23 protein-coding genes are annotated in these 25608 nt (G+C 67.8%); 13 read left to right on the top strand and 10 right to left on the bottom strand.

Features of this window, described 5'->3' with window-relative positions:
- The first annotated feature begins 71 nt into the window (after positions 1-71).
- The 3 genes from dhaK to dhaM are packed head-to-tail and all read left to right on the top strand — an operon-like array spanning position 72 to position 2376.
- Positions 72-1073 carry a dihydroxyacetone kinase subunit DhaK gene (dhaK, locus tag AC1DEM_RS10045; protein WP_476884216.1) on the top strand — a complete coding sequence of 334 codons (1002 nt, stop codon included), beginning with the start codon at positions 72-74 and terminating at the stop codon, positions 1071-1073.
- Positions 1074-1075: 2 nt separating this feature from the next.
- The gene (dhaL, locus tag AC1DEM_RS10040) at positions 1076-1708 is read left to right on the top strand and encodes a dihydroxyacetone kinase subunit DhaL (protein ID WP_476884215.1); all 633 of its coding nucleotides are present in this window, start codon (positions 1076-1078) and stop codon (positions 1706-1708) included.
- Entirely contained in the window at positions 1705-2376 is a 672-nt protein-coding gene (dhaM, locus tag AC1DEM_RS10035) for a dihydroxyacetone kinase phosphoryl donor subunit DhaM (protein WP_476884214.1), read from the top strand. Before dhaL ends, dhaM begins: the two co-directional genes overlap by 4 nt.
- 54 nt (positions 2377-2430) lie before the next feature.
- Here dhaM and AC1DEM_RS10030 read toward each other — a convergent pair whose 3' ends face one another.
- Together AC1DEM_RS10030 and AC1DEM_RS10025 are read right to left on the bottom strand one after the other, a co-directional pair.
- A complete protein-coding gene (locus AC1DEM_RS10030; RefSeq protein ID WP_476884213.1) occupies positions 2431-2928 on the bottom strand; it encodes a hypothetical protein in 498 nt (165 codons plus the stop codon).
- A gap of 16 nt (positions 2929-2944) precedes the next feature.
- Positions 2945-3781 (bottom strand): HhH-GPD family protein, encoded by an 837-nt coding sequence (locus AC1DEM_RS10025; protein ID WP_476884249.1) that lies wholly within the window; start codon positions 3779-3781, stop codon positions 2945-2947.
- Positions 3782-4155: 374 nt separating this feature from the next.
- On the opposite strand from AC1DEM_RS10025, the gene AC1DEM_RS10020 reads away from it, so the two are divergent.
- Complete coding sequence (locus tag AC1DEM_RS10020) at positions 4156-4782, top strand: hypothetical protein (protein ID WP_476884212.1); 627 nt, start codon at positions 4156-4158, stop codon at positions 4780-4782.
- Positions 4783-4839: 57 nt separating this feature from the next.
- On the opposite strand, the gene disA is transcribed toward AC1DEM_RS10020, so the two are convergent.
- Entirely contained in the window at positions 4840-5916 is a 1077-nt protein-coding gene (disA, locus tag AC1DEM_RS10015; RefSeq protein ID WP_018774911.1) for a DNA integrity scanning diadenylate cyclase DisA, read from the bottom strand.
- A gap of 332 nt (positions 5917-6248) precedes the next feature.
- Between disA and AC1DEM_RS10010 the strand changes: the two genes are divergently transcribed.
- Together AC1DEM_RS10010 and AC1DEM_RS10005 are read left to right on the top strand one after the other, a co-directional pair.
- Positions 6249-7862: a peptide chain release factor 3 gene (locus AC1DEM_RS10010; RefSeq protein WP_476884211.1), complete on the top strand. Its 1614-nt coding sequence runs from the start codon at positions 6249-6251 to the stop codon at positions 7860-7862.
- 175 nt (positions 7863-8037) lie between these two features.
- Positions 8038-9396 (top strand): protein kinase domain-containing protein, encoded by a 1359-nt coding sequence (locus tag AC1DEM_RS10005; protein WP_476884210.1) that lies wholly within the window; start codon positions 8038-8040, stop codon positions 9394-9396.
- Between the two features lie 37 nt (positions 9397-9433).
- Here the strand turns inward: AC1DEM_RS10005 and AC1DEM_RS10000 are convergent, their stop codons facing one another.
- A complete protein-coding gene (locus AC1DEM_RS10000; RefSeq protein WP_476884209.1) occupies positions 9434-10642 on the bottom strand; it encodes a PucR family transcriptional regulator in 1209 nt (402 codons plus the stop codon).
- A gap of 97 nt (positions 10643-10739) precedes the next feature.
- On the opposite strand from AC1DEM_RS10000, the gene AC1DEM_RS09995 reads away from it, so the two are divergent.
- Together AC1DEM_RS09995 and AC1DEM_RS09990 are read left to right on the top strand one after the other, a co-directional pair.
- On the top strand, positions 10740-11822 hold the full coding sequence (locus AC1DEM_RS09995) for a ferredoxin reductase (protein WP_476884208.1): 1083 nt from the start codon (positions 10740-10742) through the stop codon (positions 11820-11822).
- Between the two features lie 13 nt (positions 11823-11835).
- Complete coding sequence (locus AC1DEM_RS09990) at positions 11836-13038, top strand: fatty acid desaturase family protein (protein ID WP_476884207.1); 1203 nt, start codon at positions 11836-11838, stop codon at positions 13036-13038.
- A gap of 234 nt (positions 13039-13272) precedes the next feature.
- Here the strand turns inward: AC1DEM_RS09990 and AC1DEM_RS09985 are convergent, their stop codons facing one another.
- The 4 genes from AC1DEM_RS09985 to AC1DEM_RS09970 form a co-directional block, all read right to left on the bottom strand.
- On the bottom strand, positions 13273-13818 hold the full coding sequence (locus tag AC1DEM_RS09985; protein WP_476884206.1) for a class I SAM-dependent methyltransferase: 546 nt from the start codon (positions 13816-13818) through the stop codon (positions 13273-13275).
- Between the two features lie 15 nt (positions 13819-13833).
- Positions 13834-15999 (bottom strand): copper-translocating P-type ATPase, encoded by a 2166-nt coding sequence (locus AC1DEM_RS09980; protein ID WP_476884205.1) that lies wholly within the window; start codon positions 15997-15999, stop codon positions 13834-13836.
- 94 nt (positions 16000-16093) lie between these two features.
- Positions 16094-17467 (bottom strand): DNA repair protein RadA, encoded by a 1374-nt coding sequence (gene radA / locus AC1DEM_RS09975; RefSeq protein ID WP_277525347.1) that lies wholly within the window; start codon positions 17465-17467, stop codon positions 16094-16096.
- A gap of 80 nt (positions 17468-17547) precedes the next feature.
- Entirely contained in the window at positions 17548-18675 is a 1128-nt protein-coding gene (locus tag AC1DEM_RS09970; RefSeq protein WP_476884204.1) for an FUSC family protein, read from the bottom strand.
- A 248-nt stretch (positions 18676-18923) separates the two neighbouring features.
- On the opposite strand from AC1DEM_RS09970, the gene pstS reads away from it, so the two are divergent.
- The 5 genes from pstS (at position 18924) to AC1DEM_RS09945 (ending at position 23836) form a co-directional block, all read left to right on the top strand.
- A complete protein-coding gene (pstS, locus tag AC1DEM_RS09965; protein ID WP_476884203.1) occupies positions 18924-20045 on the top strand; it encodes a phosphate ABC transporter substrate-binding protein PstS in 1122 nt (373 codons plus the stop codon).
- Between the two features lie 196 nt (positions 20046-20241).
- On the top strand, positions 20242-21174 hold the full coding sequence (gene pstC / locus AC1DEM_RS09960) for a phosphate ABC transporter permease subunit PstC (RefSeq protein ID WP_476884202.1): 933 nt from the start codon (positions 20242-20244) through the stop codon (positions 21172-21174).
- Positions 21175-22284, top strand: coding sequence for a phosphate ABC transporter permease PstA (pstA, locus tag AC1DEM_RS09955; protein WP_476884201.1), 1110 nt, complete (start codon positions 21175-21177; stop codon positions 22282-22284).
- A gap of 49 nt (positions 22285-22333) precedes the next feature.
- The gene (gene pstB / locus AC1DEM_RS09950) at positions 22334-23113 is read left to right on the top strand and encodes a phosphate ABC transporter ATP-binding protein PstB (RefSeq protein WP_229995114.1); all 780 of its coding nucleotides are present in this window, start codon (positions 22334-22336) and stop codon (positions 23111-23113) included.
- Between the two features lie 99 nt (positions 23114-23212).
- Positions 23213-23836, top strand: coding sequence for a hypothetical protein (locus AC1DEM_RS09945; RefSeq protein ID WP_476884200.1), 624 nt, complete (start codon positions 23213-23215; stop codon positions 23834-23836).
- 21 nt (positions 23837-23857) lie between these two features.
- Here AC1DEM_RS09945 and AC1DEM_RS09940 read toward each other — a convergent pair whose 3' ends face one another.
- Both AC1DEM_RS09940 and AC1DEM_RS09935 read right to left on the bottom strand, forming a co-directional pair.
- Positions 23858-24868, bottom strand: a complete 1011-nt coding sequence (locus AC1DEM_RS09940) for an inorganic phosphate transporter (RefSeq protein ID WP_476884248.1) — start codon at positions 24866-24868, stop codon at positions 23858-23860.
- Between the two features lie 7 nt (positions 24869-24875).
- The gene (locus tag AC1DEM_RS09935; protein ID WP_476884199.1) at positions 24876-25493 is read right to left on the bottom strand and encodes a DUF47 domain-containing protein; all 618 of its coding nucleotides are present in this window, start codon (positions 25491-25493) and stop codon (positions 24876-24878) included.
- Between the last annotated feature and the right edge of the window lie 115 nt (positions 25494-25608).

The following is a 25608-nucleotide window of genomic DNA, read 5'->3' as shown; positions in this document are numbered from 1 at the left end:
GCCTACCGCCGGCCGTGCCCCGGTAGTAGGGTCTAAGCAAGCAGCCAGGACACCATCCAGGGAGCACCGCCATGAAGAAACTCATCAATGATCCCAAAGCCGTGGTCGACGAGTCAGTGGAAGGGTTCGGGCTTGCACACGCCGACCTCGTGACCGTTTTTCCCGACCCGAAATACATAGTTCGCAAGGACGCCCCAGTGGCGGGGAAAGTCGGGCTCGTCTCTGGCGGCGGCAGCGGACATGAGCCGCTGCACGGCGGGTACGTGGGCTTGGGCATGCTCGACGCCGCCGTTCCGGGCGCCGTGTTCACCTCGCCCACCCCCGACCAGATACTGCCGGCAACGCTGGCCGTGAACTCCGGCGCCGGCGTCGTGCACATCGTGAAGAACTACACCGGCGACGTCCTGAACTTCGAGACCGCCGCCGAACTCGCTCAGGCCGAAGGCGTAGAGGTCCGCACGGTCCTGGTCAACGACGACGTCGCCGTGCAGGATTCGCTGTACACGGCCGGCCGCCGGGGCGTCGGCGGAACGGTCCTGGTCGAGAAGATCGCCGGTGCGGCCGCCGAACGCGGCGACAACCTGGACGCGGTCGCCGCGATCGGTGACCGGGTCAACCAGAACGTGCGCAGCATGGGCGTGGCGTTGTCCGCCTGCACCGTTCCGCACGCGGGGGTTCCCAGCTTTGATCTCGAGGAAAACGAGATCGAGATCGGGATCGGCATCCACGGCGAGCCGGGCCGGCAGAAAATTCCCATGGAAAACGCCGACGGCATCACCGACCGCCTCCTGGACCCGGTGGTCAGCGATCTCGGGCTTAGCTCCGGCGACCAGGTGCTCCTTTTCGTGAACGGCATGGGCGGCACTCCGGCCAGCGAGCTGTACATCGTGTACCGCCGGGCCGCGCAGAGACTGGCCGAGCAGGGCGTCACGGTGGCACGGTCCCTGGTGGGCAACTACATCACCGCCCTGGAGATGCAGGGCTGCTCCATCACTGTCCTGCGCCTCGATGATGAAATGGCGACGCTCTGGGACGCTCCCGTGCACACTCCGGCCCTCCGCTGGGGCGTCTGACCATGGGGCTGGACGTCGGCTGGGCCGTGCGCTGGCTGACCCTTTCAGCGCAGGCCATGGCGGAACACCGGGTGGAGTTGATCGAGCTGGACCGGCCCATCGGGGACTCGGACCACGGCGAGAACATGGACCGCGGCTTCAAAGCCGTGATGGACAAGGTTGCCGAGGCGCCGCCGGAAACCCCGGGGGCGGCCCTGAAACTGACGGCCATGACGCTGATGTCCAAGGTTGGCGGCGCGGCCGGCCCGCTGTACGGCACCGCGTTCCTGCGGGCCGCCACGGCATTCGGTGACACGTCCGACGTCGACGCCGCCACCCTGGCGGCCGCGCTGCAGGCCGCCCGCGACGGGATCGTTGCCCGCGGGAAGGCCGAGCCGGGGGACAAGACGATGGTGGACGCCTGGACGCCCGCGATCGAGGCAGCCGCAGCCGCTGCCGCGGCTGGCGACGGCGACGTCCGGAAGGTGCTGCTCGCCGCGGCGGAGGCCGCCGAAGCCGGCGCCGTGTCCACGGATCCGATGCTCGCCCGTAAGGGCCGCGCCAGCTATCTGGGGGAGCGCAGCATCGGCCACCGCGACCCCGGAGCGGTCTCCAGTGCACTGATCCTGCGCGCCGCGGCCGGAGCAACCGAGTGACAGTCCGGTTGGTGGTGGTCTCGCACAGCGCCAAGATCGCGGACGGCGCCGCCGAGCTCGCCGCGCAGATGGCCCCCGACGTGCTGATCCTCCCCGCAGGTGGCACCGACGACGGCCGCATCGGCACGAGCCTGGAGAAGGTCATGGCGGCGCTGGAGCAAGCCGCCGGTGACGGGGTGGTGGTGCTCGCCGACCTCGGATCCGCGGTGATGACGGCCGAATCCGCAGCGGAGTTCGCAGCCGATCCGGGATCCGTGCTGCTGGCGGACGCGCCCCTGGTGGAAGGACTGGTGGCGGCCGCGGTGGCTGCCCAGGCCGGAGCCGAAGCGGCGGCGGTGAAGGACGCAGCTGAGGCTGTCTACCGGCCCCCGGCCCACCCCGCGGAGGCCGAGCATACGCACCAGCAGCCGCCGGATGCCACAGGGGACTTCGAGCTCGTCAACCAGGCCGGCATGCACGCCCGGCCGGCGGCGAAGATAGCCGGCGGCCTGTCCGCCATGGACGCCGAGGTAACCGTCAACGGCGCCGATGGTGCCTCCATGACGGAGCTCATGATGCTTGCTGCCGGCAAGGGAACCATCCTGCATGTGGAGGCCAGCGGCCCGGACGCCGCCAAGGCGGTCGGCTACCTGGAACGCCTGGTCGGCTCGGGGTTCGGCGAACCGTAGCGGCCTGGAATTTCGGGGCGGGTCTGGCAGGCCAGGCGGGTCTGGCGGCCGGGGCTAGGGTGCCTGCCGGAGGCCGGCCGCGTCCAGCACCACGCCGGCGCTGACGAAGGTACCGCACTGCTCTCCAAACGGCTGCGCAGCCCGGGGTGTGAAGGCCGCGGTCCGTGCCGGCAGCGGGTTCCCGGCACTATCCGTGCCCGTGGCCGTCACCTCGATGCGGCTGGCCGTCAGCGTCTCCATCATCAGCATGCCGGTCAGGGTGCCGTTGGGCGACGAAATGGCCGAGCAGACGCCGTCGCCGCCGTAGCGAACCGGCTCACAGCCCTGGTCCACGGCCGTGCCCCCGGGCACCAATTCCAGGTCCGCTTCCTTGCAGCGCCCGTCCTGGCAGGCCCGAAGGTGGATGGCGCGCACTGACGGGGCATACTCCCGGGCGACGGTGACGGTCACGACGGGCGCCTGGCCGATCGCCGGGCAGGCGGCCTCCGCCCGGCACGAAGCTACCAGGACGGCGGTGAGGGCCAGAGCGGCCGCGGCCGCCAGCTTGCGCATGCTCCAGCCTAGATCCTCAGCCCGGGAGCCGGAAGCCGCCCCGGTGCAGTTCCGCGAGGCCATCGCCCAGCAGGCCGGCCAGCGCCCGTTCCAGCTGCTCGGGAGCCGCATTGAGCCGGTGCAGGGCCGCGAGCGGGATCCCGATTCCCTGGGGTTCGAAGCCCAAGTCCGCGGCAGCCTGGTGAAACAGCACCGGCGCCACGGGGTCCTCCGCTACCCGCAGGACGGCCATCACGGCGCCGCGGACCTGCCGGTCCGTGCCGTGCCAGGCCTGTCCCTTGGGCGTGTACGTTGGCGCGGGCTCGCCGGCCGCCAGCCAGGCGCAGGACTCCCGGACTGGGCACTGGCCGCACTTGGGGGTCCGCGCCGTGCAGACCAGGGCGCCGAGTTCCATGACGGAGGCGTTCCAGCGCACCGAGGCGGCCGTGTCGTCGGGAAGCAAGGACGCCGCCAGCCGCATTTCGGCAGCGGTCAAGGCCTGCGCCGGCAAGGCAGAACCGGAGACCAGCCGCGCATGGACCCGGCGGATATTGGTGTCAACCACCGTTTCCCGGCGTCCATAGGCGAACGCCGCGACGGCCGCGGCCGTGTAGCTGCCCACGCCGGGGAGATCCAGGAGCTCGGTGTAGGCGCCGGGGACGGCCCCGCCGTGGCTGTCCCTGATGGCCACGGCAGCCGCGTGCAGGCGCAGGGCGCGCCGGGGATACCCCAGCCGGCCCCATGACCGGACGGCTTCCCCGGCGGGTTCGCTGGCCAGCGCGGACGGTTCCGGCCAGCGGCGCAGCCACTCCTCCCAGACCGGCAGGACCCGGACCACCGGCGTCTGCTGGAGCATGACCTCGCTGACCAGCACGCCCCAGGGTGTGCACTCCGCGGCCCGCCACGGCAGTTCCCTGGCATTAAGTGCGAACCAGTCGTCCAAGGCGGCATGGAGCGCGGGGAGATCCGGGGCGTGGACGCCCGGCCCGGCGGGCAGGGGCTCCCGCTGCGCCGCGGCGGATACTGGGGGCGTTGGGGTTAGAGTTTCGATCCATTCAGCGTAATAGATCGGGGTAACGGATCGGGACGGCGTCAGGTCCCGCGGCGTGGTCGGGCGCCATAGCCCGCGCGGTTCTCTAGGCTAGAAGAATGGTTAGGCAAGGCAGTTCAGGAACGGGTGGTTCGCGGCCGAAAGGTTCGCCCCCAGGACGATCCGGCCGGAAATCCGGACGACCCCCGCTCCGCCCGGTGTACCGCCGTCGCCGGCTGATCGCGGGCGTGGTCCTGCTGCTCGTTCTCGCTGTGGCTTTCGGCGGCTTCGTCGCACTCTCGAGCGCCTTGAGTGCCGGCCAGGGCGACGGCCCCTCATCAGGCGACCAGCCTTCAGGGGCCGCAGCGCAGGAAAGCCAGCCGACTGCGTCCGCGTCGGGGAGCCCTACGGCGTCCCGGGATCCTTCGGCCTCATCCACGGCCACCTCGGGCGATGGCTGCGAGCAGAATCTGGTGGTCGTCACGGCTGCCACCGACAGACAGATCTATGCCGCCGGCGAGAAGCCGCTGCTGAGCCTCACTGTGACCAACAACAACAAGCTGCCCTGCGAGGTCAACATCGGCACATCGCAGATGGAGTACATGATCACCAGCGGCTCGGACCGGATCTTCTCCTCCAAGGACTGTCAGGCGGAGAGCACGGACCTGATGAAGACCATTGCCCCGGGCAAGAGCGAGACCGCGAACTTCCCGTGGCAGCGCAACCGCACAGTGCAGGGCTGCGAACCAGTCGACGCCAAGCCCGGAGCCGGTGGCGCCTACTATGTCTTCACCGCCCGGCTGGCGAACAAAACCAGCCCCAAGGCCGTGTTCCAACTCAACTAACCCCGCTAATCCCCCGTCGGGTGGGGAGCAATCGAAGGGTGTTGGAGGGGGCTAGGGCTAGAGGAACCGGTCCAGCAGGCTGGCCTCGGCCATGCGGCTCAGGCCCTCCCTGACGGTCCTGGCGCGCTGGTCTCCGATCCCGTCCACGGTCATGAGGTCATCGATTGTTGCCGCCATCAGGAACTGCAGGCCGCCAAAGTGGTCAACGAGCCGGTCGGCGACGGCCTTCGGCACGGCCTTGAGGCCGGAGAGCAGGCGGTAGCCGCGCGGCTGCACGACGGCGTCGAGGTTAGCCTCGCCGCCGGCGAAGCCAACGATTCCGGCGATCTTGCCCAGGTCGATCAGCTCGGTTGGGCCCAGGCTGACGAGGGCCTTGACCGCTTTGTCGATGTCCTCCGCGGTTGCGGCCGGGCCCGAGTAGTCGCGGATGATGACGTCGCTGCCCGGGCCGCGGCCCACGGTGAGCTCGTCCAGCTGCAGCGAGAGCAGGCGGCCGTCCTCGCCCAGTTCCAAGACGTACTGGGAGATTTCCTCGGAGATCCTGCGCACCATTTCCTGGCGCTGAAGCGTGACCGCGACGTCGCGGACCGTCACCATGGCCTCGATTTCGAGGGCCGAGAGTGAGCTGGTCACCTGGTCCAGGCGCGAGCGGTAGCGTTCCAGGGTTGCCAGGGCCTGGTTGGCGCGGGCCAGGACCTTCTCCGAGCCCTCCAGGACGTGGCGCAGCCCGTGCACGTACAGCGCGATGATCTGCATTGACTGGCTGACCGAAATGACCGGGACACCCGTCTGGATGGCCACGCGTTCCGCGGTCCGGTGCCGGGTTCCCGATTCCTGCGTCTCGATGCTCGAGTCCGGGACGAGCTGGACCGCCGCGCGCAGGATGTTACTGGCATCCTTATCGCAGACGATGGCACCGTCCATCTTCGCCAGTTCCCTCAGCCGGGTGGGGGAGAAGTCGATGCCAATTTCGAAGCCGCCCGAACAGATGGACTCGATTGTTCTGTCGATGCCCAGCACGATCAGCGCACCGGTCCGTCCGCGGAGGATGCGCTCCAGGCCGTCGCGGAGGGCGGTGCCCGGTGCCACCCTGGCCAGGGTGGCCTTCAGCGCATCTTCAGGGCTCCGAGCCATAGATTTCCCTTCAAAGGTGCAGGCGAGAGCCTGCAAGTGCGCCGGTTTCCAGGGTCCCCCGGCAGGATCAAAAGTACTCAGTTCCCCGCTCTCCCCATGATAGAGGTAAAGCACAGCCACTTCCGCACAGGCAAGCCTTAAAGTGGTCCATTGCGGCGTTCCGCACGGAGCCTCCGGAACGGCTGTCCCGGGTCCTTCCCGCGACGGCATTTTGGTGCTGAATGGCCGCCCGCTTCGTGCGCGGTGCGCGGCCTGCGATAAACTTGGATCCTTGGGTGTACCGCGGGCTCTCCGCGCCGTGACCCGTCCACAGCCGCAGCGAAAGTAGCATCGTGTCTCAAGAAGTCCCCAGCCCCGCCCGAGTCCAGGAGATTCACAAGCAGGCGGCCCGGCGCCGGACTTTCGCGGTCATTTCGCACCCCGACGCCGGCAAATCCACCCTGACGGAGGCCCTCGCGCTGCACGCAAAGGTGATCGGCACTGCCGGCGCCTCCAGCGGCAAGGCCAACCGCAAGGAGACGGTCTCGGACTGGATGCAGATGGAAAAGGACCGCGGCATCTCCATCAGCTCCGCCGCGCTGCAGTTCGGCTACCGGGACACCGTCATCAACCTCCTGGACACCCCCGGCCACGCGGACTTCTCCGAGGACACCTACCGCGTGCTCGCGGCCGTGGACTGCGCCGTCATGCTGGTCGATGCCGCGAAGGGCCTGGAAACCCAGACCATGAAACTCTTCGAGGTCTGCAAGCAGCGCAACCTGCCCATCATCACTGTCATCAACAAGTGGGACCGGCCCGGCCTGGACGCCTTGGCCCTCATGGACGAGATCACCGAGCGCACCGGCCTGCAGCCCATGCCGCTGACCTGGGCCGTGGGCATCTCCGGCGACTTCCGCGGCGTCTGGGACCTGCGCAATGACCGCTTCGCGCAGTTCAAGCGCAACAACTCCGGGGCCAATATCGCCCTCACCGAGTACTTCACCCCGGACGAGGCCGCGGCCAGCCAGGGAGATGACTGGTCGAATGCCGTGGACGAGGCGGGGCTGGTCGTTGAATCCAATCTGGCGTTCGACGTCGAGGCCTTCCACGCCGGCAAGGCGACGCCGATCCTCTTCAGCTCGGCCGCGCTGAACTTCGGTGTGAAGGAAATCCTCGACGCCCTCGTCGACTTTGCCCCGCCCGCTGCCCCGCGGCCCGATGTCGAAGGTGAGCCCCGCCCTGTCGACGCCCCTTTCGCCGGCTTCGTCTTTAAGGTCCAGGCCGGCATGAACAAGGCCCACCGCGACCACGTTGCCTTCATCCGTGTCTGCTCCGGCATGTTCGAGCGCGGCATGGTGGTCACCCAGACCCGAACCGGGAAATCCTTCGCCACCAAGTACGCCCAGCAGGTCTTTGGCCGCGAACGCGAGGTGATCGACGAGGCCTTCCCGGGCGACGTGGTTGGCCTCGTAAACGCCTCCTCCCTTCGCGTGGGGGACAGCCTGTTCCTGGACCAGCCCGTGGAGTTCCCCGCGATCCCGCTGTTCGCCCCGGAACACTTCCAGGTGGCGCGCTCCAAGGACCCGAGCCGGTTCAAGCAGTTCCGCCGCGGCATCGAACAACTCGAGCACGAGGGCGTCATCCAGGTGCTCCGCTCCGACATCCGCGGTGACCAGGCGCCCGTCCTTGCCGCCGTCGGCCCCATGCAGTTCGAAGTGGTCGAAGACCGCATGGCGCACGACTTCAGCGCCCCGATGCGGCTGGAACGCCTGCCGTATTCCATGGCCCGGATCTCGACCGCCGACGCCATGCCGGCGCTGGCCAACGTCCCCGGCGCCGAAGTCCTGTTGCGCTCCGACGGGGAATATCTGGCCTTGTTCAACGACGTCTGGGCCCTGCGCCGGATCGAAAAGAACCACCCTGATCTCACCCTGGTGCCGATCGGGACCCACAACCCCGCAAAATAGCGGCAAGGGCCGGACGGAAAGAACCCCGGGACGTCTTCCGAAATCCGGGTTCCGCGTTATCATAAGTAAGCTTGCTTATGATGCGGGCGCCGGGATCAGTTTCCGGCTTTGGACTGATCCGCCCCGATTCCAGCGGCGGCCCCATTAGAGGGACCACGTAAACCTTTTGACAACCATGAACCCCGGGTTCCTGCTTAGCGGGCGCTACCGGATCGAAGAACTCATTGGCAGGGGCAGCCAGTCGAGTGTGTACCGTGCCACAGACGAGGTCCTGGGACGCGAAGTGGCAGTCAAACTTTTCCGCGACGGGACTGTGGACGAAGAGCGGACCCGCAGGCAAAGCGAAGAAGTGCGGATCCTGGCAGGGATGGCCCACCACGCCCTTGTGACACTGTTCGACGCCGGGACAGACCTGAGCGACCCGGCCCGCAGGCTCAGCTACCTGGTGATGGAACTTGTCCGCGGCCCCGACCTCCGCCGCCGCTCGGCCGAGGGCCCGCTCTCGGCAGCCCACATGGCGCTGATCGGGCACGATGTCGCCGACGGACTGGCGCACATCCACCACCACGGCATCATCCACCGGGACGTCAAACCGGCCAACATCCTGCTTGTGGACTACAGCGTCGAAGACCGGCGCCCGCGCGCCAAACTCAGCGACTTCGGCGTGGCCATCACAATCCGCGAACGCCACTGCGGCGACCCTGGCGACAGTTCCGGCACCCCGGCCTACCTCAGCCCCGAACAGGCCGCCGGCGAACCGGCCGGCCCCGCCAGCGACGTCTATTCGCTGGGGCTGGTCCTCCTGGAAGGCCTGACCGGGAAGATGGCGTACCCCGGCGCGCCGGTCCAGTCCGCCCTGGCCCGGCTGCTCCAGGACCCGCACATCCCCGACGAGCTCGCGCCCCTGTGGGTGGCACTGCTGACCTCCATGCTGGACAGGGATCCGGCGGCCCGCCCGCCGGCCCGGGAAGTGTCCCTGGCCCTGCGCCAGGAAGTCATCTATGGCACGGGACGCCACCGCCGCGACGCGGTCGCGCTGCTGACCGACGAAGACGGGCGCATGCAGGCGGTCGAGCGGTACCAGATCCTGGATACTCCCGCGGACGGCGCCTTCGACCGGATCGCGGCGCTGGCCGCACGCATGTTCTCGGTGCCCGTGGCGATTGTCAGCGTTGTGGACCATGACCGCATCTGGTTCAAGGCGCACCACGGCACGGACGTCACGGAGATCGGCCGGGACCCCGGCCTGTGCGCCTCCGCCGTCCTGCAGGGCGATGCCTGGATTGTCCGGGACGCCGTCAACGATCCCCGGACGCTGTCCAACCCTCTCGTGGCCGGCGAGTTCGGCCTGCAGTTCTATGCCGGCGTGCCGCTGCGCACCCCGGACGGCTACAACCTGGGGACCTTGTGCATCCTGGACCGTGAGCCCCGCGAGTTCAGCGATGAGGACACAGCTGCGCTGGAGGACCTGGCAGCGCTCGTGATGCACGACCTGGAGCTGCGGCTCCACAGCCGGCGGGCGCTCGCCGGGTAGTCTGCGGGCCGCACCGCGCCCGCCGCCCGCGGGGCGCCTACCGCCGCCCGGCGTGCAGGGCCAGTTCGAGTTCGAAGCGCGCCGTTGGATCTTCGAGGGCGTCGCCAAACAGCTCGCGCAGCTGCGCCGCCCGGTAGCCCACGGTCTGCGGGTGGATCCCGAGCTCGGCGGCCACGGGTGCCCGCTGGCCCCAGTGTCGCAGCCAGGAGAGCAGGGTTTCGGCGAGCCGCTCGCGCTGCGCGGGCCGGAGCCCTTCCAGCGGCGCCAGCCGCCGGGTGGCCAGCTCGGTGATTGCCGAGGGTTCCGCACCAAGAATCACCTGCGCCAAGTGCTCGTCCGCCCATATCGGGGGATCGTCCGGCCCCTCCCGCGGAGGCAGCGCCGCGGCCGCCAGCACAGCCAGCCGCAGTGAATCCGGAACCCGCTCCCAGCCGCCAGCCGGCCCCACGGCAGCGCCACGCCCCTTCAGGGCACGATCCAGGTCCTCGCGGGCGGACCGCGAATTCCGCGCCGGCACCAGCGCCACGACGTCGGTCTCACGCTCGATCACAAGAGTTCCCGGCCCGAGGCGCAGCCGCAGCCCGGCCGCCCGGTCCAGCGGAAGTGTCACTACCGCCATGCGCTGCGGCAGGGACCAGTCCGCCATCGCCGCCGTCTGGCGCAGGGCTGCCTCGTCGGCCTGGCCGAGCAGGAGCAGGTCCAGCAGTTCGGTGCGGCGCCGGTCCACCGCTCCGGCGCGTTCGGATTGTTCAAAGGCATAGGCCTCGGCACTGACCGCCGACAGCTCATCGATGTACGCCAGGATCGATTCGCCCAGGTCCACCACGACCCCCTGGCCCAGATGGTGTTCCACCGAGACCTTGGACATCTCACGGAAGGTCACGCGGGCACCCATCCGGTAGGCGCTCAGGAGCGCGTCCATGCTCCGCCCCTGCCGGAACTCGCCGCTGCCGAGCCCGGCCACCAGCTCCCGGCTCTCCTCGGACAACGCCGGCAATCGGGTCCCGGGCAGTTGCAGGAAGCGGTCCAGCGCAGCGGCAACGCCCCGCCTCAGGCCCCGGCCGAAACGCCCCTCAATCGGCCTGGCGTACGCCGGAACGAGCTGCGGGACGGCCTCGATGATCGCCTCGACGATGCCGGGCATCCTGGGACGCAGCATGTCGCTGACCTCCCGGGGCAGTGCCAGCCACGGAGGTTCGTGGGCGGGGGCCGGCCCAGAGGGCTCCGGAACAGGGGCTGCGTTCATGGTGAATCCGATGAGTTGTTGCGGCGGGATAGTTTTCTTGTGTCGATCGTATGCCTTGGGTGAAGATGTATTACGCAAACTGACATAAGCTTGATAGATGATCCGGCTCCGTAAGCTGGCGCGCGCCGCATCTCTACTGACCACCCCACTAGCTCCAGAAGACATTCTGTCGCTGTTCAATCCTGTTTTCTCCGCCCGCCAACTGCGCGGCGTGGTCACGAGGGTGGTTCCAGAAACGGCCGATTCCGCCACTATTTTCTTCCGTCCCGGCCGCGGCTGGCAAGTGCACCTTGCTGGCCAATGGGCCCGTATTGGCGTCGAGCTCGACGGCGTCCGCCACTGGCGGTCCTATTCGCTCAGCGCCCCCGCCGGGCAGGACCCGGCAATTACTGTTACCGATATGGGCGCTGTCTCCGGCGCCCTCGTGCGCGGCACCAAACCCGGCGACGTCCTGTTCCTGGCGCCTCCGCAAGGCGACTTCGTCCTGCCCGAACACCCCCGCCCGCTGCTGATGCTCACGGCCGGCAGCGGAATCACACCCGTGATGTCGATGATCCGCACGCTGGTCCCGCACCGTCCCGACTCCGACGTCGTCCTGATCCACACCGCCCGCACCGCCGCGGACACCATCTTCCATGAAGAGCTCGCGGAGCTCGCCGACCAGTTCCCGAACTTCCGGGTCACACACTGGTTTACCGGCGAGCAAGGCCGGCTGGACTTCACCTCCGCCGCCGACCTGGACAGGCTGTGCCCGGATTGGCGGCAGCGCGCCGCGTACGCTTGCGGCCCGGAAGGCTTCCTCGACGATGCCGAGACGCTGTGGGAAGCCGAAGCCGCCGAGGCCACTGAAGCCCCGTCGGCCGTGGAAGGCTCACTGACGATCGAACGCTTCAGCACGAAGCTCGCCGGCGGGGAAGGACACGACGGCGGCCTGGTCACGTTCGAGGCCTCCGACCGCGAAATCGAAGCCGACGGCGACACGCCGCTGCTCGACGTCGGCGAGGACGCCGGCATCCTGATGCCCAGCGGCTGCCGCATGGGCATCTGCCACAGCTGCCTCATCCCACTCCGGGCCGGCCACGTTCGTGACCTGCGCACGGACGAAGTCCATGGCGAGCCCGGCCAACTAATTCAGACGTGTGTTTCGGCAGCCGCCGGACCCGTTAACCTCGACCTCTAAGGAGTACCACCGCATGACGATTGTTTCCGACAAACCCGACGTTTCCGAGGAAGCTCCCAAGGGCAACCCTTCGCAAAGCAAAGCGTCCGCTGCCGTAAAGCCGCGGCCCGGTGCCCTAGCGGAGTCCGGCAGCCCGCTGGTCCGTCCGGACGCGGCGGCGCACCTCTCTGACGAGCAGGTCGCCGAGCTCGGCCGCGAACTCGACGCCATCAAGGACGAGATCCTCGCCAAGCGCGGCGCCAGCGACGCGGCGTACATCCGCCGGGTGATCAAGGTCCAGCGCGGGCTTGAGATCACCGGCCGCGCCACCCTTCTGGTGAGCAAGCACAAAGCAGCCTGGGTCGCCGGCACGGCGATGCTCAGCTTCGCCAAGATCCTGGAAAACATGGAACTGGGCCACAACATCCTGCACGGCCAGTGGGACTGGATGCGGGACCCGGACATCCACTCCACCACCTGGGACTGGGACTTCGTCACCCCGACGCGATCCTGGCAGCACACCCACAACGACCTGCACCACCGGTGGACGAACGTCGTGGGCAAGGACAATGACATCGGTTACAACCTGCTGCGGATGGACCCGTCCCAGGAATGGAAGCCCTTCAACCTGGGCAATCCGCTGTATAACGCGATCCTGGCGCCAGTCTTCGAATGGGGCATCGCCCTCTACGATCTTGAGTTGCCTGACTACCAGGAGGGCAAGAAGAGCAAGGAGGCCATGACCCGGGACCTCAAGGCGCTGGGGCTCAAGGCCGTGAAACAATTCACCAAGGACTATGCCGCCACACCGGCCGTCGCCATGTTGACCGGCTCGGGCAAGCAGGCCCTGTATGGCACCTTGACCGCCAACGCGATCCGGAACGTCTGGGCGCACGCGATTATTTTCTGCGGGCATTTCCCCGACGGCACCGACACCTTCACCGAAGAGATGGTCGAAGGCGAAACCCGCGGCGACTGGTACGTCCGGCAGATGATCGGATCGGCCAACATCTCCGGGTCCAAGTTCATGCACCTGATGAGCGGCAACCTCTCGCACCAGATCGAGCACCACCTCTTCCCGGACCTTCCATCGAACCGCTACGCCGAAGTGGCCCCGAAGGTGCAGGAGATCTGCAAGCGCTATGGGCTGCCGTACACCACCGGGCCGCTGCTGAAGCAGGTCGGCTCCACCTGGGCCAAGGTCTTCAAATTGGCGCTGCCTCCGAAGAAGGCCTAGGCACACTGACCCAACCGGCCTTGAATGATTGGCTGGCGTGAGTGATTGACCGGAGGGGCGTCTGCCATCGCGGCAGGCGCCCCTTTGCCGTGTCCTTCCACCGCGGGTCCGACGCTCCCGCCCGGTTACCCGGCCCGCGACGTCCCCCCGGCAGCGGGAATCGCCGGAAATCCGCGCCGCAGCGGTCCGGCAGGCCGAAGTAACTGGGCAGGAGCGTCACACCCGGCGGCGGGCTCAGGGCTTGCTCGCCGCGCCAAGGACGTGGGCCAGCCTCGGGTTGCCGGGGAGGACCGAAAACCCGAAGCGCTCGAGGCGCTGCACAGTGAGGTTGGCCGCCGCGATCGTGGCGGCGGTGTCACGGTTCGGGTGGCATCCGCCTGCCGCCCGGCTCCACAGCGGGGTGACCAGGTCTTCGGCGGCCGCCAGCACGCGGTGGGCGGAGCGGACGTGTTCGTAGAACAGCAGCAAACCGCCGGGGCGCAGGACCCGGACCACCTCCGCCACTCCGTCTTTCACGCTGACAGGCACCGGTGCCGTGCTGGCGGCGGCGAGGGCCAGACCACGGAGCGTGGGGTCCGGTTCCAGGGCCAGCACCCGGGACACAGCGGAAGGGTAGAACGGGAACGTAGCCCCGTAGCCCGCCCCGATTTCGATGACGGCGCCGTGCGCCGCTTCCACGAGCCGCCGGCGGTGCTCCGTTGCCCCGCGGGCATCCATCCGCGGACCCACGCGGGCATAAGATGCCCCGAACGACGATTCGCGGCGGTTCGTTTCCGGCATGGGAATTCCTTACGGTCAGCCGGGATCGGCCGGGTTGAGCTTGAGCCTGCGCAGCAACTGCGCATTCAGGGCAACCACAATGGTCGACGCCGACATCATCACGGCGCCCGCGGCGGGGGAGAGGACGATTCCCGCGAAGGCCAGGACCCCGGCCGCCAGCGGCACCGAGATGATGTTGTATCCGGTGGCCCACACGAGGTTTTGCCACATCTTCCGGTAGCTCGCGTTGGAAAGCTTGAGCATCGACAGCACTGCGCGCGGATCGTTGCCGGCCAGGACCACACCGGCGGATTCCACTGCCACGTCGGTGCCGCCGCCAATCGCGATCCCCACCTCCGCCCGAGCCAGCGCGGGGGAGTCGTTGACGCCGTCGCCCACCATGGCCACTTTCAGTCCGCGGCCCTGCAGTTCCGCGACCTTCTTGTCCTTGTCGGCGGGGAGGACCTCGGCGAACACTTCATCGATGCCGAGCCCGGCGGCGACAGCGTGCGCCACTTGTCGGGCGTCGCCGGTGACCATGGCCACCTTGATGCCGCGTGCCTGGAGTGCCCGGACAGCCTGATAGGACTCGGGCCGCACGGCATCCTCGAGGCTGACAGCGCCCAGGACCGTGCCGCCGTCCACCACGTGGAGCACCGCGGCCCCACGCTCCAGCCAGGCGGCGGTGGCGGCGGCCAAGGCCGGCGGTTCCTGCAATCCGAGCTCGCGGAGCAGGGCTGGGCCGCCCACCTGGACCATGCGGCCATCAATCGTGGCGCGGACTCCGCGTCCGGTCAGCGAGGTGAACCCGTCCGCCGCCGGTATCGGCAGTCCCCGTACCCGGGCGGCGGCAACGATCGAGCGGGCCAGGGGATGTTCGCTGTCAGCCTCCACGCCGGCCGCGAGCCCCAGCACTGTATTCTCGGCGGCGTCTTGGCTGGTTGCTGTTCCCGCGCCTGCGGCGGCGACCTCCTTGAGCTCCGGCGCGCCCCTGGTCAGGGTTCCGGTCTTGTCGAACAGCACGACGTCGACAGTCCGCATGCGCTCCAGCGCCATCCGGTTCTTGATCAGCACGCCCGCCCGGGCGGCCCGCTCGGTAGAGATAGAGATGACGAGCGGGATGGCCAGGCCGAGCGCATGGGGGCAGGCGATCACGAGGACCGTCACGGTGCGGGTGACGGCGTCGCCTACGCTGCCCATCAGGGTCCAGAAGATGAAGGTCACGACGCCGGTGCCTGCGGCGAAGTAGAAGAGGAACGCCGCGGCCCGGTCTGCCAGGGCCTGGGCGCGGGAGGAGGATGCCTGCGCCTCGGCCACAAGGCGGCGGATCCCGGCGAGGGCGGTGTCCTCGCCGATGGCTGACACCCTGACCCGCACGGAGTTGTCCGTGGCGATGGTGCCGGCCACCACGGGATCGCCCGGGGCCCGCAGGACGGTTTTCGATTCGCCCGTGATCATGGATTCGTCGAAGTCGGCCTGGCCGCCGCTGACAGTGCCGTCGGCCGGCATCCGGCCGCCGGGGCGGACCAGGATGGTGTCTCCGGCGCGGAGCTCTGCGAGGCTGACAGTCTCGGTGCCGGCGGCTGTGACGCGTTCTGCCTCGTCGGGCAGCAGCGCCGCCAGCGCGTCCAGGGCGCCCTGGGCCGAGCCGAGGGCGCGCATCTCGATCCAGTGGCCCAGCAGCATGATGGGGACCAGCAGCGCCAGCTCCCACCAGAAGTCGAGATCGAAACCGCCGATGCCGAGGCTGGTCACCCAGGAGGCGATGAAGGCGACGCTGATGGCCATGGCGATCAGCAGCATCATCCCCGGTTTGCGCGTCCTCAGTTCGGCGAGGCCGCCCGTGAGGAACGGTCGGCCGCCGTAAACGAAGATCACTGTGCCGAATACCGGCGGGATCCAGGCTGAGCCGGGAAAGGCGGGAGGCTCGTAGCCCAGGAGCTCCGCGAACATGGGGCTGAAGAAGACCACGGGCACGGCCAGGGCAAGCGTCAGCCAGAACCTGTCCCGGAACATTGCGACGCTGTGCCCGGCATGCTGGCCGCGGGTGTGCACGGTGTGGTCGTCCCCGGCAGGGCCGGGGCCTGCGGTGGCGGCAGGGGGGACGGCTGGGCCCGCTGCATGGTTTCCGCGAGGCGGCCGGTGCGGGCTTTGAGCCCGGATGCCCTGGTCCGCGCCTGCGCTGCTGTGCCGGTGTTCCATAGTGCGTGCTCCTGAAGGATGTTCAGTCATCTGCAGGCTCACAAACATACCCCCTGGGGGTATTGCGCGCAAGGGGTTGCGCGAAACAGGGGCGTCAGCTGATCAGCAGTCCCAGCGCCTCGGCCAGGTGGCCGACCTCGCGGACCGAGAAGCCCGCGGGAACCGGTCCGTGCCCGTTGGGGCTGGCCGGGACCACGGCATGGGTGAACCCGAGCCGGTGTGCCTCCTGGATGCGCTGGTTGATGCCGGGCACGGGACGGACTTCGCCTGCCAGGCCCACCTCGCCGAAGGCGATCAGGCGCTGGGGGAGCGGCTTTTTGGCCTTGGCGGAAGCCACCGCCAGGGCCACGGCGAGGTCCGTGGCGGGTTCGCTGAGCTTGACCCCGCCGACCGTTGCCACATAGGAGTCGTCCTTGTTGAGCAGGCAGCCGGCGCGCTGCTGCAGGACGGCCAGCAACATGGCCACGCGCGAGCTGTCCAGTCCGCTGGTGGCGCGGCGGGGCTGTGAGCTGGCGCTCTCGGCCAGCAGGGCCTGGACCTCGGCCAGCAACGGCCGGCGGCCCTCCAGCGTGACCGTGATGCAGGTTCCCGAAACGGGCTCCTTGGTCCGGGAGACGAACAGTCCGCTGGGATCGGCGAGGCCCTCGATGCCGTCTTCATTCAAATCGAAGCAGCCGACGTCGTCGGTGGGTCCGTAGCGGTTCTTGACGGCGCGCAGCAGCCGCAGCCGCGAGTGCCGTTCGCCCTCGAACTGGCAAACGACGTCCACAAGGTGCTCCAGCAGCCGGGGCCCGGCGATGGAGCCGTCCTTGGTCACGTGTCCGACCAGCAGCGTGGTCATGTTGCGGCGCTTGGCCGCGGCGATCAGGGATGCCGCGACCTCGCGCACCTGGGACACGCCGCCGGCGCTGCCCTCGACATCGGCGCTGCTGAGGGTCTGCACGGAGTCCACCACCAGGAGCCGCGGTTCCAGCTTCTCCACCTGACCCAGGGCCTGCCCGAGGTCCGTTTCGGCGGACAGATACAAGGATTCGGCGACGGCGTCGATCCGGTCCGCGCGGAGCTTGACCTGGGCCGCGGATTCCTCGCCGGTGATGTAGAGGACGTCCTGCGCAGTGCGGGCGAACTTGGCCGCGACATCCAGCAGCAGTGTGGACTTGCCCACCCCGGGTTCGCCCGCCAGGAGGATGACGGCGCCGGGCACCAGCCCGCCGCCGAGCACGCGGTCGAGTTCGTCCACGCCGGTGGGCAGGAACGCGGCAGTGGTGGCGTCGACGTCGGCGATCCGGCGGGCCGGTTCCAGAACCGTCGTGGCCGCCGTCGTCCGGGCGACGGCGTTGCCGGTCTCCTCCACGCTGCCCCACGCCTGGCACTCGCCGCAGCGGCCCACCCACTTGGCAGTCGTCCAGCCGCATTCGGCGCATTTGTAGCCCGGTGCCTTCGGCCCCCGGGAAGTCTTCGTAGCCATTGGTCCACACTATCGGTGGCTAGCGACAACCAGGGGCGCCAGCGGGGTCAGCGGCGCTCAGACGGCATCTGCCATGGCAGTTACAGCGGGGGAAGGATGTCCCGGGCTTCCTTGGAATCCACGCCGGCGGCCTCGAGCAGGTCCACCATGAGCGGGCGGAACAGCATGACCACCGTTTCGCCCTCGAGCAGCTGGACGTCCAGCATCCGCGGATGCAGGCGGACGGCGATCTCCCGCAGCTCGGTCCGGGCTGTCCGCAGGTGGGCGCGGCGGGCGCCGTCGTGGACTTCCGCCAGGCCCAGCGAGAGCTCGTCGACGGCGGCCGCCGTGTCCTGGAGGACCTCGGCGATGTTCTGGGTGGCCTCGTCCGAGAGCGCCGCATGATTGATGGCGCTGGTCAGGCGGCGCGCAAAGACCCGGCTGTTGCGCAGTGCGAGGTCGATGTAGTCCAGCGACTGCTCCATCTGGTCCAGCTCTTCCCGGTGCCGCCGGTAGGCGGGGGCCAGTGTGGCCACCTCGGCGGAGGCACGCAGGGACTGCCGCATGGCGTCGACGAGGGGCTGGCAGTTCCGCCCCCGGATCAGGGCATGCCAGGCCTGGGTGGAGTCGCTGTAGGTCAGCGCCGAAGCGCATTCCCGCAGCACTTCGGCGAGCTCATGCAGGAGCTTCTTGACATCGCTGCGCGGTTCACGCCGGGGGTCCTTGGGAACGAGGACGGTCATCAGGAGGGCGAACACCAGGCCCACCACGGCGTCGATGCTGCGGGTGAAGGGACCGCCCACCGGCGCGGGCAGGAGCACCACGAGCACTGACTGCAGGCCCAGCTGGGTAGTGAAGATGGTCCCGCTGTCCAGGAACCTGGCCAGCAGGATGGAGAACAGCAGGACGACGGCGGCCTGCCAGATTCCGGAGCCCAGCCAGTGCAGCAGCAGGTCCCCGACCACGATTCCGAGCGTGCAGCCCAGGCCCACCTCGATGACGCGGCGCAGCCTGGGGTCGCGGGAAAAGCCGAGGGCAATGAGGGATGACGTGGCCGCAAACAACGGTCCGGAGTGGCCCAGGACGTATTCGGCGAACGCGTAGGCGCTGACCGCGCAGGCGGTCATCTGGATGGCCGGGCCCAGTGAGTTGCGGCTCCGGACAAAGCCGGTGCGGACCCGGACGCGCAGGAATCGTGCGCTTGCGGAGAGTCCAGTCGCGGAGGCCATGCGCTCCAGTCTATTTGCTGCCCGGGGGCGGGCGTTCACGGCTGGGGGCGATACGACTGTGACGCACAGAACACAATGGGTGCCCGGCAGATGTAAGCCAATAGCCCGGCGTCGTTAACCGGCTGTTCACTTTGGTCCGCAATTCTCTTCACCTGGGCCGCCTACGGTCGGTAAAGGTACAAACCCGTACGCATCCCTGCTGGCCATCTCCGGCCCGGCACGCAAAGCCCTGAAAGGGGTACATCTAAGTGAAGGCACTCCGCTTCGGCCGCAACGCGGCTATTGCTGTTATCGCCGTCGGCGCACTCGCGCTGACCGCATGCGGTTCGGACAACGCAACCAACACGCCCTCGTCCGCCGCGCCGTCCGCCTCTGGTCCCGCAGTCACGGGCACCCTGACCGGCGTCGGTTCCACCGCCCAGGGCGCGGCCATGGATGTGTGGAAGACCAACTTCGCTTCCGCGAACCCGGGTGCAACCGTGCAGTACTCCCCGGACGGTTCCGGCGCCGGACGCAAGGCGATCCTCGACGGCTCGGCCCAGTTCGCCGGCTCCGATGCCTACCTCAAGGACGAGGAGCTCGCCAGCTCCAAGGACAAGTGCGGTCCCGACGGCGCCATCGACCTCCCGGTCTACATTTCCCCGATCGCCGTGGCGTTCAACCTGCCTGGCATCACGGACCTGAAGCTCGACGCTGCCACCGTTGCCAAGATCTTCCGCGGCCAGATCGCCAACTGGAACGACCCCGCCATCGCGGCACTGAACCCGGGCGTTCAGCTGCCGGACCTCAAGGTCACCCCGGTGAACCGGTCGGATGACTCCGGCACCACCACCAACTTCACGGACTACCTGTCCGCTGTCGCGCCCGAGGTTTGGACCGACAAGGCTTCCGGAATCTGGCCCGCGAGCCTGAAGGGCGAGAACGCCAAGGGCACCTCCGGCGTGGTCAAGACCGTCACCGACACCTCCGGTGCCGTGACCTATGCCGACGACTCTGCCGTGAGCGGTAAGCTCGGCACCGCTCAGATCAAGGTCGGCGACTCCTTCACGAAGATCTCCGCCGAGGCTGCTTCCAAGGCAGTCGACCAGGGCAAGCCGGTTGAAGGCCGCAACGCCAACGACCTCGCCATCAAGCTGGACCGCAAGACCACGGTCGCCGGCGCCTACCCGATCGTCCTGGTGTCCTACCACATCGTCTGCACCAGCTACGACACGAAGGCCACTGCTGACCTGGTCAAGGCTTTTGTCACCTACGCAGCTTCCGACGCCGGGCAGAAGGCCGCGGCCGACTCCGCCAAGTCGGCGCCGCTGTCCAAGACCCTCCAGGACAAGGTAAAGACAGCCCTCGAGGCCGTCAAGGCCAAGGCCTAGGGATACGCTGCACCGCGAGGCATAGTGGAAACACGAGCCTGACCAAGGTTCCCTGTCCCGGGAAAGCGATCGCAGATCGCCAACCGGGGCAGGGAACCAATGCATTTTGTTCCAACCATCAAGATTTGCCGGACCCCGGCCGCGGAGGCCTCCGCAACCGGCACCCGGATCCCCATCCAAACCGAAGGACCGTGAAGTGACCACCACCTCCCTGACCAAGTCCCGGGGCGCGGGCCACACCGGTGACAAAGTCTTTTCCGCTGCCGCCCTGGCGGCAGGGTGTCTGATCCTCGTCGTGCTCTTCGGCGTGGCACTGTTTCTTGTCATCCAGGCTTTCCCGGCCCTCGTGGCCTCGCCGGACAAGATCCAGGGCGGCGAAGGATTCCTTACCTACATCTGGCCGCTCGTTATCGGCACCCTCATCGCCGCCGTGATCGCACTCGCGATCGCGACGCCGATCGCCATCGGAGTGGCGCTGTTCATCTCGCACTTCGCACCGCGCAAGCTCGCCTCCGGCCTGGGCTACGTCATTGACCTGCTCGCCGCCATCCCGTCCGTGGTCTATGGCGCCTGGGGCGTTGCGTTCCTGGCCAAGGAAATCTCCCCGGCCTATAACTGGCTGGCCAACAACATGGGCTGGCTGCCGATCTTCCAAGGTCCCGCCTCCGCCACCGGCAAGACCATCCTCACGGCCGGGATCGTGCTGGCCGTCATGGTCCTGCCGATCATCACCTCCCTGAGCCGCGAAATCTTCCTGCAGACCCCCAAGCTGCACGAAGAGGCCGCGCTGGCGCTCGGCGCCACCCGCTGGGAAATGATCCGGATGACCGTGCTGCCGTTCGGCCGGCCCGGCATCATCAGCGCCGTGATGCTGGGACTCGGCCGTGCCCTCGGTGAGACGATGGCAGTGGCGCTGGTCCTTTCCTCCGGAGCCCTCACAGCCAGCCTGATCCAGAGCGGCAACCAGACCATCGCCGCCGAAATCGCCCTGAACTTCCCCGAGGCCAGCGGACTCAAGGTCAGCACGCTGATCGCCGCCGGCCTGGTGCTGTTCGTCATCACCCTCGGCGTGAACATGATCGCCCGCGGGATCATCACCCGGCACAAAGAATTCTCGGGAGCCAACTAAATGACCTCCACCCTGACCCCGGTACGCAAGCGTTCGGCACTGACCAAGGGCCAGTTGCCCAAGGCCGCGCCGTACATCGTCCTGGCCGTTGCCTTGGTCCTCGGCGCCGCGATCCTGGCCCTGATCGGCTTCAACGCCTTCGGCTGGGGGATCGTCTCCGCCATCCTCTTCGCCGCCGGCCTGGTGGGCTGGAGCCTGGTTGTGGAAGGCGCCCGCAAGGCCAAGGACAAGTTGGCCACGTGCCTGGTGGTGGGAGCCTTCCTGGTTGCCCTGCTGCCCCTGTTCTCGGTGATCTGGACCGTGCTGGTCAACGGGCTCCCCGGGCTCCTGGACCCCGGCTTCCTCACCACCTCCATGAACGGCGTCACCGGCGCCTTCGATAACAAGACCGTCGAGGAAGGCGCCCCCCTGCTGGGCGGCATCTACCACGCACTCATGGGCACACTGCTGATCACGGTGCTCGCCACCATCATCTCGGTCCCGGTGGGCCTGCTGACCGCGATTTACCTCGTGGAGTACGGCGAGGACCGCGCACTGGCCCGGGCCATCACCTTCTTCGTGGATGTCATGACCGGCATTCCCTCGATTGTCGCTGGCCTCTTCGCCGCCGCCGCCTTCTTCGCGTTGGTCGGTCCGGGCACCAAGACGGGCGCCGTTGCCGCCGTCGCACTCTCGGTCCTGATGATCCCGGTGGTGGTCCGCTCCAGCGAGGAAATGCTCAAGATCGTGCCCAACGAACTCCGCGAGGCCGCCTACGCCCTCGGCGTCCGCAAGTGGCGGACCATCCTCAAAGTGGTTCTCCCGACGGCGATCTCCGGCATCGCGTCCGGCATCACCCTGGCGATCGCCCGCGTGATCGGCGAAACCGCGCCGATTCTGGTCACCGCCGGATTCGCGACCACCATCAACACCAACGTGTTCAGCGGCTGGATGGCCTCGTTGCCGACGTTCATCTATACCCAGATCCTGAACCCGACCTCACCGTCCAACCCGGATCCGTCCTCCCAGCGGGCCTGGGGCGCGGCCCTGGTGCTCATCATCCTGGTGATGCTGCTCAATCTTGGCGCCCGCCTGATTGCCCGCATGTTCGCCCCCAAGACAGGCCGCTAGGCCACCGCCGCGCCCCGTCGCCCATACCTCCAGCAAGTGAAGGAACACCATGTCTAAGCGCATCGACGTCAAGGACCTGAACGTCTACTACAGCAAATTCCTGGCCGTCGAAGACGTCAACATCAACATCGAGGCCAAGTCGGTCACGGCCTTCATCGGCCCCTCAGGCTGCGGCAAGTCCACCTTCCTGCGCACCCTGAACCGCATGCACGAGGTCATCCCCGGTGCGCGGGTTGAAGGCGAGGTGCTGCTGGACGGTGACAACCTGTACGGCCCCGGCGTTGACCCGGTGACGGTCCGTTCCCAGATCGGCATGGTGTTCCAGCGCCCCAACCCGTTCCCCACCATGTCCATCCGGGACAACGTGCTGGCCGGCGTGAAGCTGAACAACACGAAGATCTCCAAGGGCGAGGCCGATGTCCTGGTGGAGCGTTCCCTGCAAGGGGCGAACCTGTGGAACGAGGTCAAGGACCGTCTGGGCAAGCCCGGCTCCGGACTCTCCGGTGGCCAGCAGCAGCGCCTGTGCATTGCCCGCGCGATAGCCGTTGAGCCCCAGGTGATCCTCATGGACGAGCCCTGCTCCGCCCTGGACCCGATCTCGACGCTGGCCATTGAGGACCTCATCAACGAGCTCAAGGACCAGTACACGGTGGTGATCGTGACCCACAATATGCAGCAGGCGGCCCGCGTGTCGGACAAAACGGCCTTCTTCAACATTGCCGGTACCGGCAAGCCGGGCAAGCTGATCGAGTTCGGCGACACCCCGACGATCTTCAGCAACCCGACCGAGAAGGCCACCGAGGACTACGTTTCCGGCCGCTTCGGATAACCCGCGACGCTTCCTAGCACCCGGACCCCGCCCATTTCCTTGACACACTCCACGGGCGGGCGAATAGTTCGGCGTAGGGATTCGTTGAAGGGCGCGCAGGTGAAAGATCTCTCCAAGCCCTCGCTGGCGGCTGTTCTGGGCGTGGCTTTAAGTCTGGCTGCGTGCGGTATTCCAGGAGCCGACGCCCAACCGGGACTGCAAACTCCGACCGAAACGGCCCAGGCGCAGAAGCCGGTCCGCATCGTCACCGATCCTGCCTACACCGGATCGGCCAGTGGCGAGCTGAGCGGTATGGCGGACAAGGTCAACCTTTACGTCACCGCGCACCCGGACACCTTTTCAGGGGCCTACTTCTCTGTGGACTCCTCCAAGCTGTTCGTGGGGGTTGCCAGGCCTTCCGACGCCGCCGCCAAAGAGCTCGAAGAGCTGGCGAAGAAGCTGGATCCGGGCCACAGGCAGATCGTCCTGGTGGAGGCCCAGTGGTCCTGGTCCGAACTCGATTCGGTAAAGGACATCCTCGTAAAGAAGTACATGGGGAAGGGCCAGGAGGCCATCCAGTCGGTAGGCCTAAACACAGCCTTGGACGCAGTAGTAGTTGGAGTCCTTGGACGACCGGATATCCCGATAAGGGACAATCCGGCCGTAATCGAAATAGCCCACCACTACGGGGATGTAGTCGTATTCAGGGAAACATCCCGGATAGGCGACGCGATTGGTGGCTGAGCGGCTCTACAGGAGCCGGTCCTACAGCCCGGCCACCGGCGAGAGCGCCAACTGAAGGACGAACGCGGCGGCCGCGGTGACAACTGGGGTTAGGACCCAGAACGCCAGGATGCGGATCACCAGCAGGCGATTAGTGTCCGGGAAAGACTGGTGGGCGCCGGCGCCGAGGGTTGCCGCGGTCACCGTGTGGGTGGTGGAGACGGGCCAGTGCAGCCCGATCGCGCCCACGAGCAGCATCACCGCCGTGTACATCTGCGCGACGAATCCGCGCAGGGGGTCGATCCGGGTCAGACGGTAGCCGATGGTGTAGGAAATCCGCCAGCCGCCGGCCAGGGTCCCCGCCGACAACAAGAGGGCCGTCAGCAGGGCCACCCACATCGGCACGGAGCCGCCGTCGGAGAGCCCGGCGGCCAGCAGCGCCAGGATCACCACCGCGCTGGTGCGCTGGCCGTCCTGTAGCCCGTGACCGAAGGCGACAGCACCGGCAGCAATGGCCTGGGCCCTGCGGGAGCGGGTGTTGACGACGTTGGGCGGCGTATAGCGGGCGGCCCAGCTGGCAGGCCAGACCAGCAGGTAAGACCCGACATAGGCGATCACCGGTGAGACCAACAGCGGTAGCACCACCTGGGACAGGAGCGAGGCGTCAACGCCCGTGACGGGGTTACCGCCGACGGCGACGCTCGCGACCCCCGCCCCGACGAGCCCACCGACCAGGGCATGTGTGGAGGAGGCCGGGATGCCGCGCCACCACATGTACACGCCCCAGAGGATGGCGCTGAGCAGCCCGGCCAGCAGGATCGTCAGGCCGTTCGTGCCCGGCGGCAGCGACAGCCACGCCTGGCTCACGGCCAGCGTCAGTGCGGCGCTGAGCCCGGCGCCGATGAAGTTGAAAAGGCTTGCCAGCAGCACCGCCACCGTTGGGGTCAACGCCCGCGTCCTCACGGCCAGTGCCACCGACGCGGACGCGTCCCTGAAGCCGTTGAGAAAGGCGTAGGCCCCGGCGCAGAGCAGCACCAGGGCCAGGAAGAACATGATCACGTCAGGATTCCTTGACGATAATGCTGCCCACCTGCGTGGCGATCCGGCGCATGTCCTTCGTGACTTCCACGAGCTGGTTCGCGACGTCACGGTTACGCGCGTATTGCATCGCCTTCATCTCGTGGAGCATGTCCGCCACCCAGACCCGGTGCGTGCGTTCGGCACGTTTGGCCAGCCGCAGGATCTCGATCCAGTAGTCCTCAAGATCGTCCAGATTGTTCAGCTTCCGCATGGCATCGACCGTGAGTTCGGCCTGGCGGCTGATGATTTCCAGCTGGTCCGCGGCGCGTTTGGACAGCCGCTCGAGCTTGTAGAGGGACACGAGCTCGGCGGCGGCGTCGAGCTTCTCCATGGCCTCGTTGAGGAAACGGGACAGCGTGTACATGTCCTCGCGGGGCAGCGGGTTTACGAAGCTGGTCCGCATATGGGTCAGGAGGGCAAAGTGCAGCTCCGCCGATTTGGCCTCATGGTTGTGCATGTCTTCCACGAGCCGGGCATGCTCACTGGCCGGGGCGCCGAGGATCTCCGAGAGGGTCCCGGTCGCCAGCACGATCTGGCGCGCCATTTGGGAGAGCAGGTTCAGTCCGGCGGACTCCTGAGGGAACAGGCGCAGCTTCACGTGGTACCGGTCTTCCGAAGAGGGGCTCGCGGGTGGAGTCGGCCGGCCGTGTGACTTGACGACGACCTGCGCATGCGCATTACTTTACCGTCAGCTTCCGGCCCGGACCGGCCGG

The organism is Arthrobacter sp. 05T420, from assembly GCF_056396305.1.
Note: the sequence above shows the minus strand (reverse complement) of the source record. Positions and strands in the feature narration are given on the sequence as shown.

Bases quoted from the DNA above. Each gene is read 5' to 3' on its own strand.
- AC1DEM_RS10000 (WP_476884209.1), bottom strand. From the start codon at position 10,642: ATGAACGCAGCCCCTGTTCCGGAGCCCTCTGGGCCGGCCCCCGCCCAC.
- AC1DEM_RS09980 (WP_476884205.1), bottom strand. From the start codon at position 15,999: ATGGAACACCGGCACAGCAGCGCAGGCGCGGACCAGGGCATCCGGGCT.
- dhaL (WP_476884215.1), top strand. From the start codon at position 1,076: ATGGGGCTGGACGTCGGCTGGGCCGTGCGCTGGCTGACCCTTTCAGCG.
- AC1DEM_RS09970 (WP_476884204.1), bottom strand. From the start codon at position 18,675: ATGGCCTCCGCGACTGGACTCTCCGCAAGCGCACGATTCCTGCGCGTC.
- AC1DEM_RS10005 (WP_476884210.1), top strand. From the start codon at position 8,038: ATGAACCCCGGGTTCCTGCTTAGCGGGCGCTACCGGATCGAAGAACTC.
- disA (WP_018774911.1), bottom strand. From the start codon at position 5,916: ATGGCTCGGAGCCCTGAAGATGCGCTGAAGGCCACCCTGGCCAGGGTG.
- AC1DEM_RS09985 (WP_476884206.1), bottom strand. From the start codon at position 13,818: ATGCCGGAAACGAACCGCCGCGAATCGTCGTTCGGGGCATCTTATGCC.
- AC1DEM_RS10030 (WP_476884213.1), bottom strand. From the start codon at position 2,928: ATGCGCAAGCTGGCGGCCGCGGCCGCTCTGGCCCTCACCGCCGTCCTG.
- AC1DEM_RS09990 (WP_476884207.1), top strand. From the start codon at position 11,836: ATGACGATTGTTTCCGACAAACCCGACGTTTCCGAGGAAGCTCCCAAG.
- pstA (WP_476884201.1), top strand. From the start codon at position 21,175: ATGACCTCCACCCTGACCCCGGTACGCAAGCGTTCGGCACTGACCAAG.
- AC1DEM_RS09940 (WP_476884248.1), bottom strand. From the start codon at position 24,868: ATGTTCTTCCTGGCCCTGGTGCTGCTCTGCGCCGGGGCCTACGCCTTT.
- AC1DEM_RS09995 (WP_476884208.1), top strand. From the start codon at position 10,740: ATGATCCGGCTCCGTAAGCTGGCGCGCGCCGCATCTCTACTGACCACC.
- dhaK (WP_476884216.1), top strand. From the start codon at position 72: ATGAAGAAACTCATCAATGATCCCAAAGCCGTGGTCGACGAGTCAGTG.
- radA (WP_277525347.1), bottom strand. From the start codon at position 17,467: ATGGCTACGAAGACTTCCCGGGGGCCGAAGGCACCGGGCTACAAATGC.
- pstB (WP_229995114.1), top strand. From the start codon at position 22,334: ATGTCTAAGCGCATCGACGTCAAGGACCTGAACGTCTACTACAGCAAA.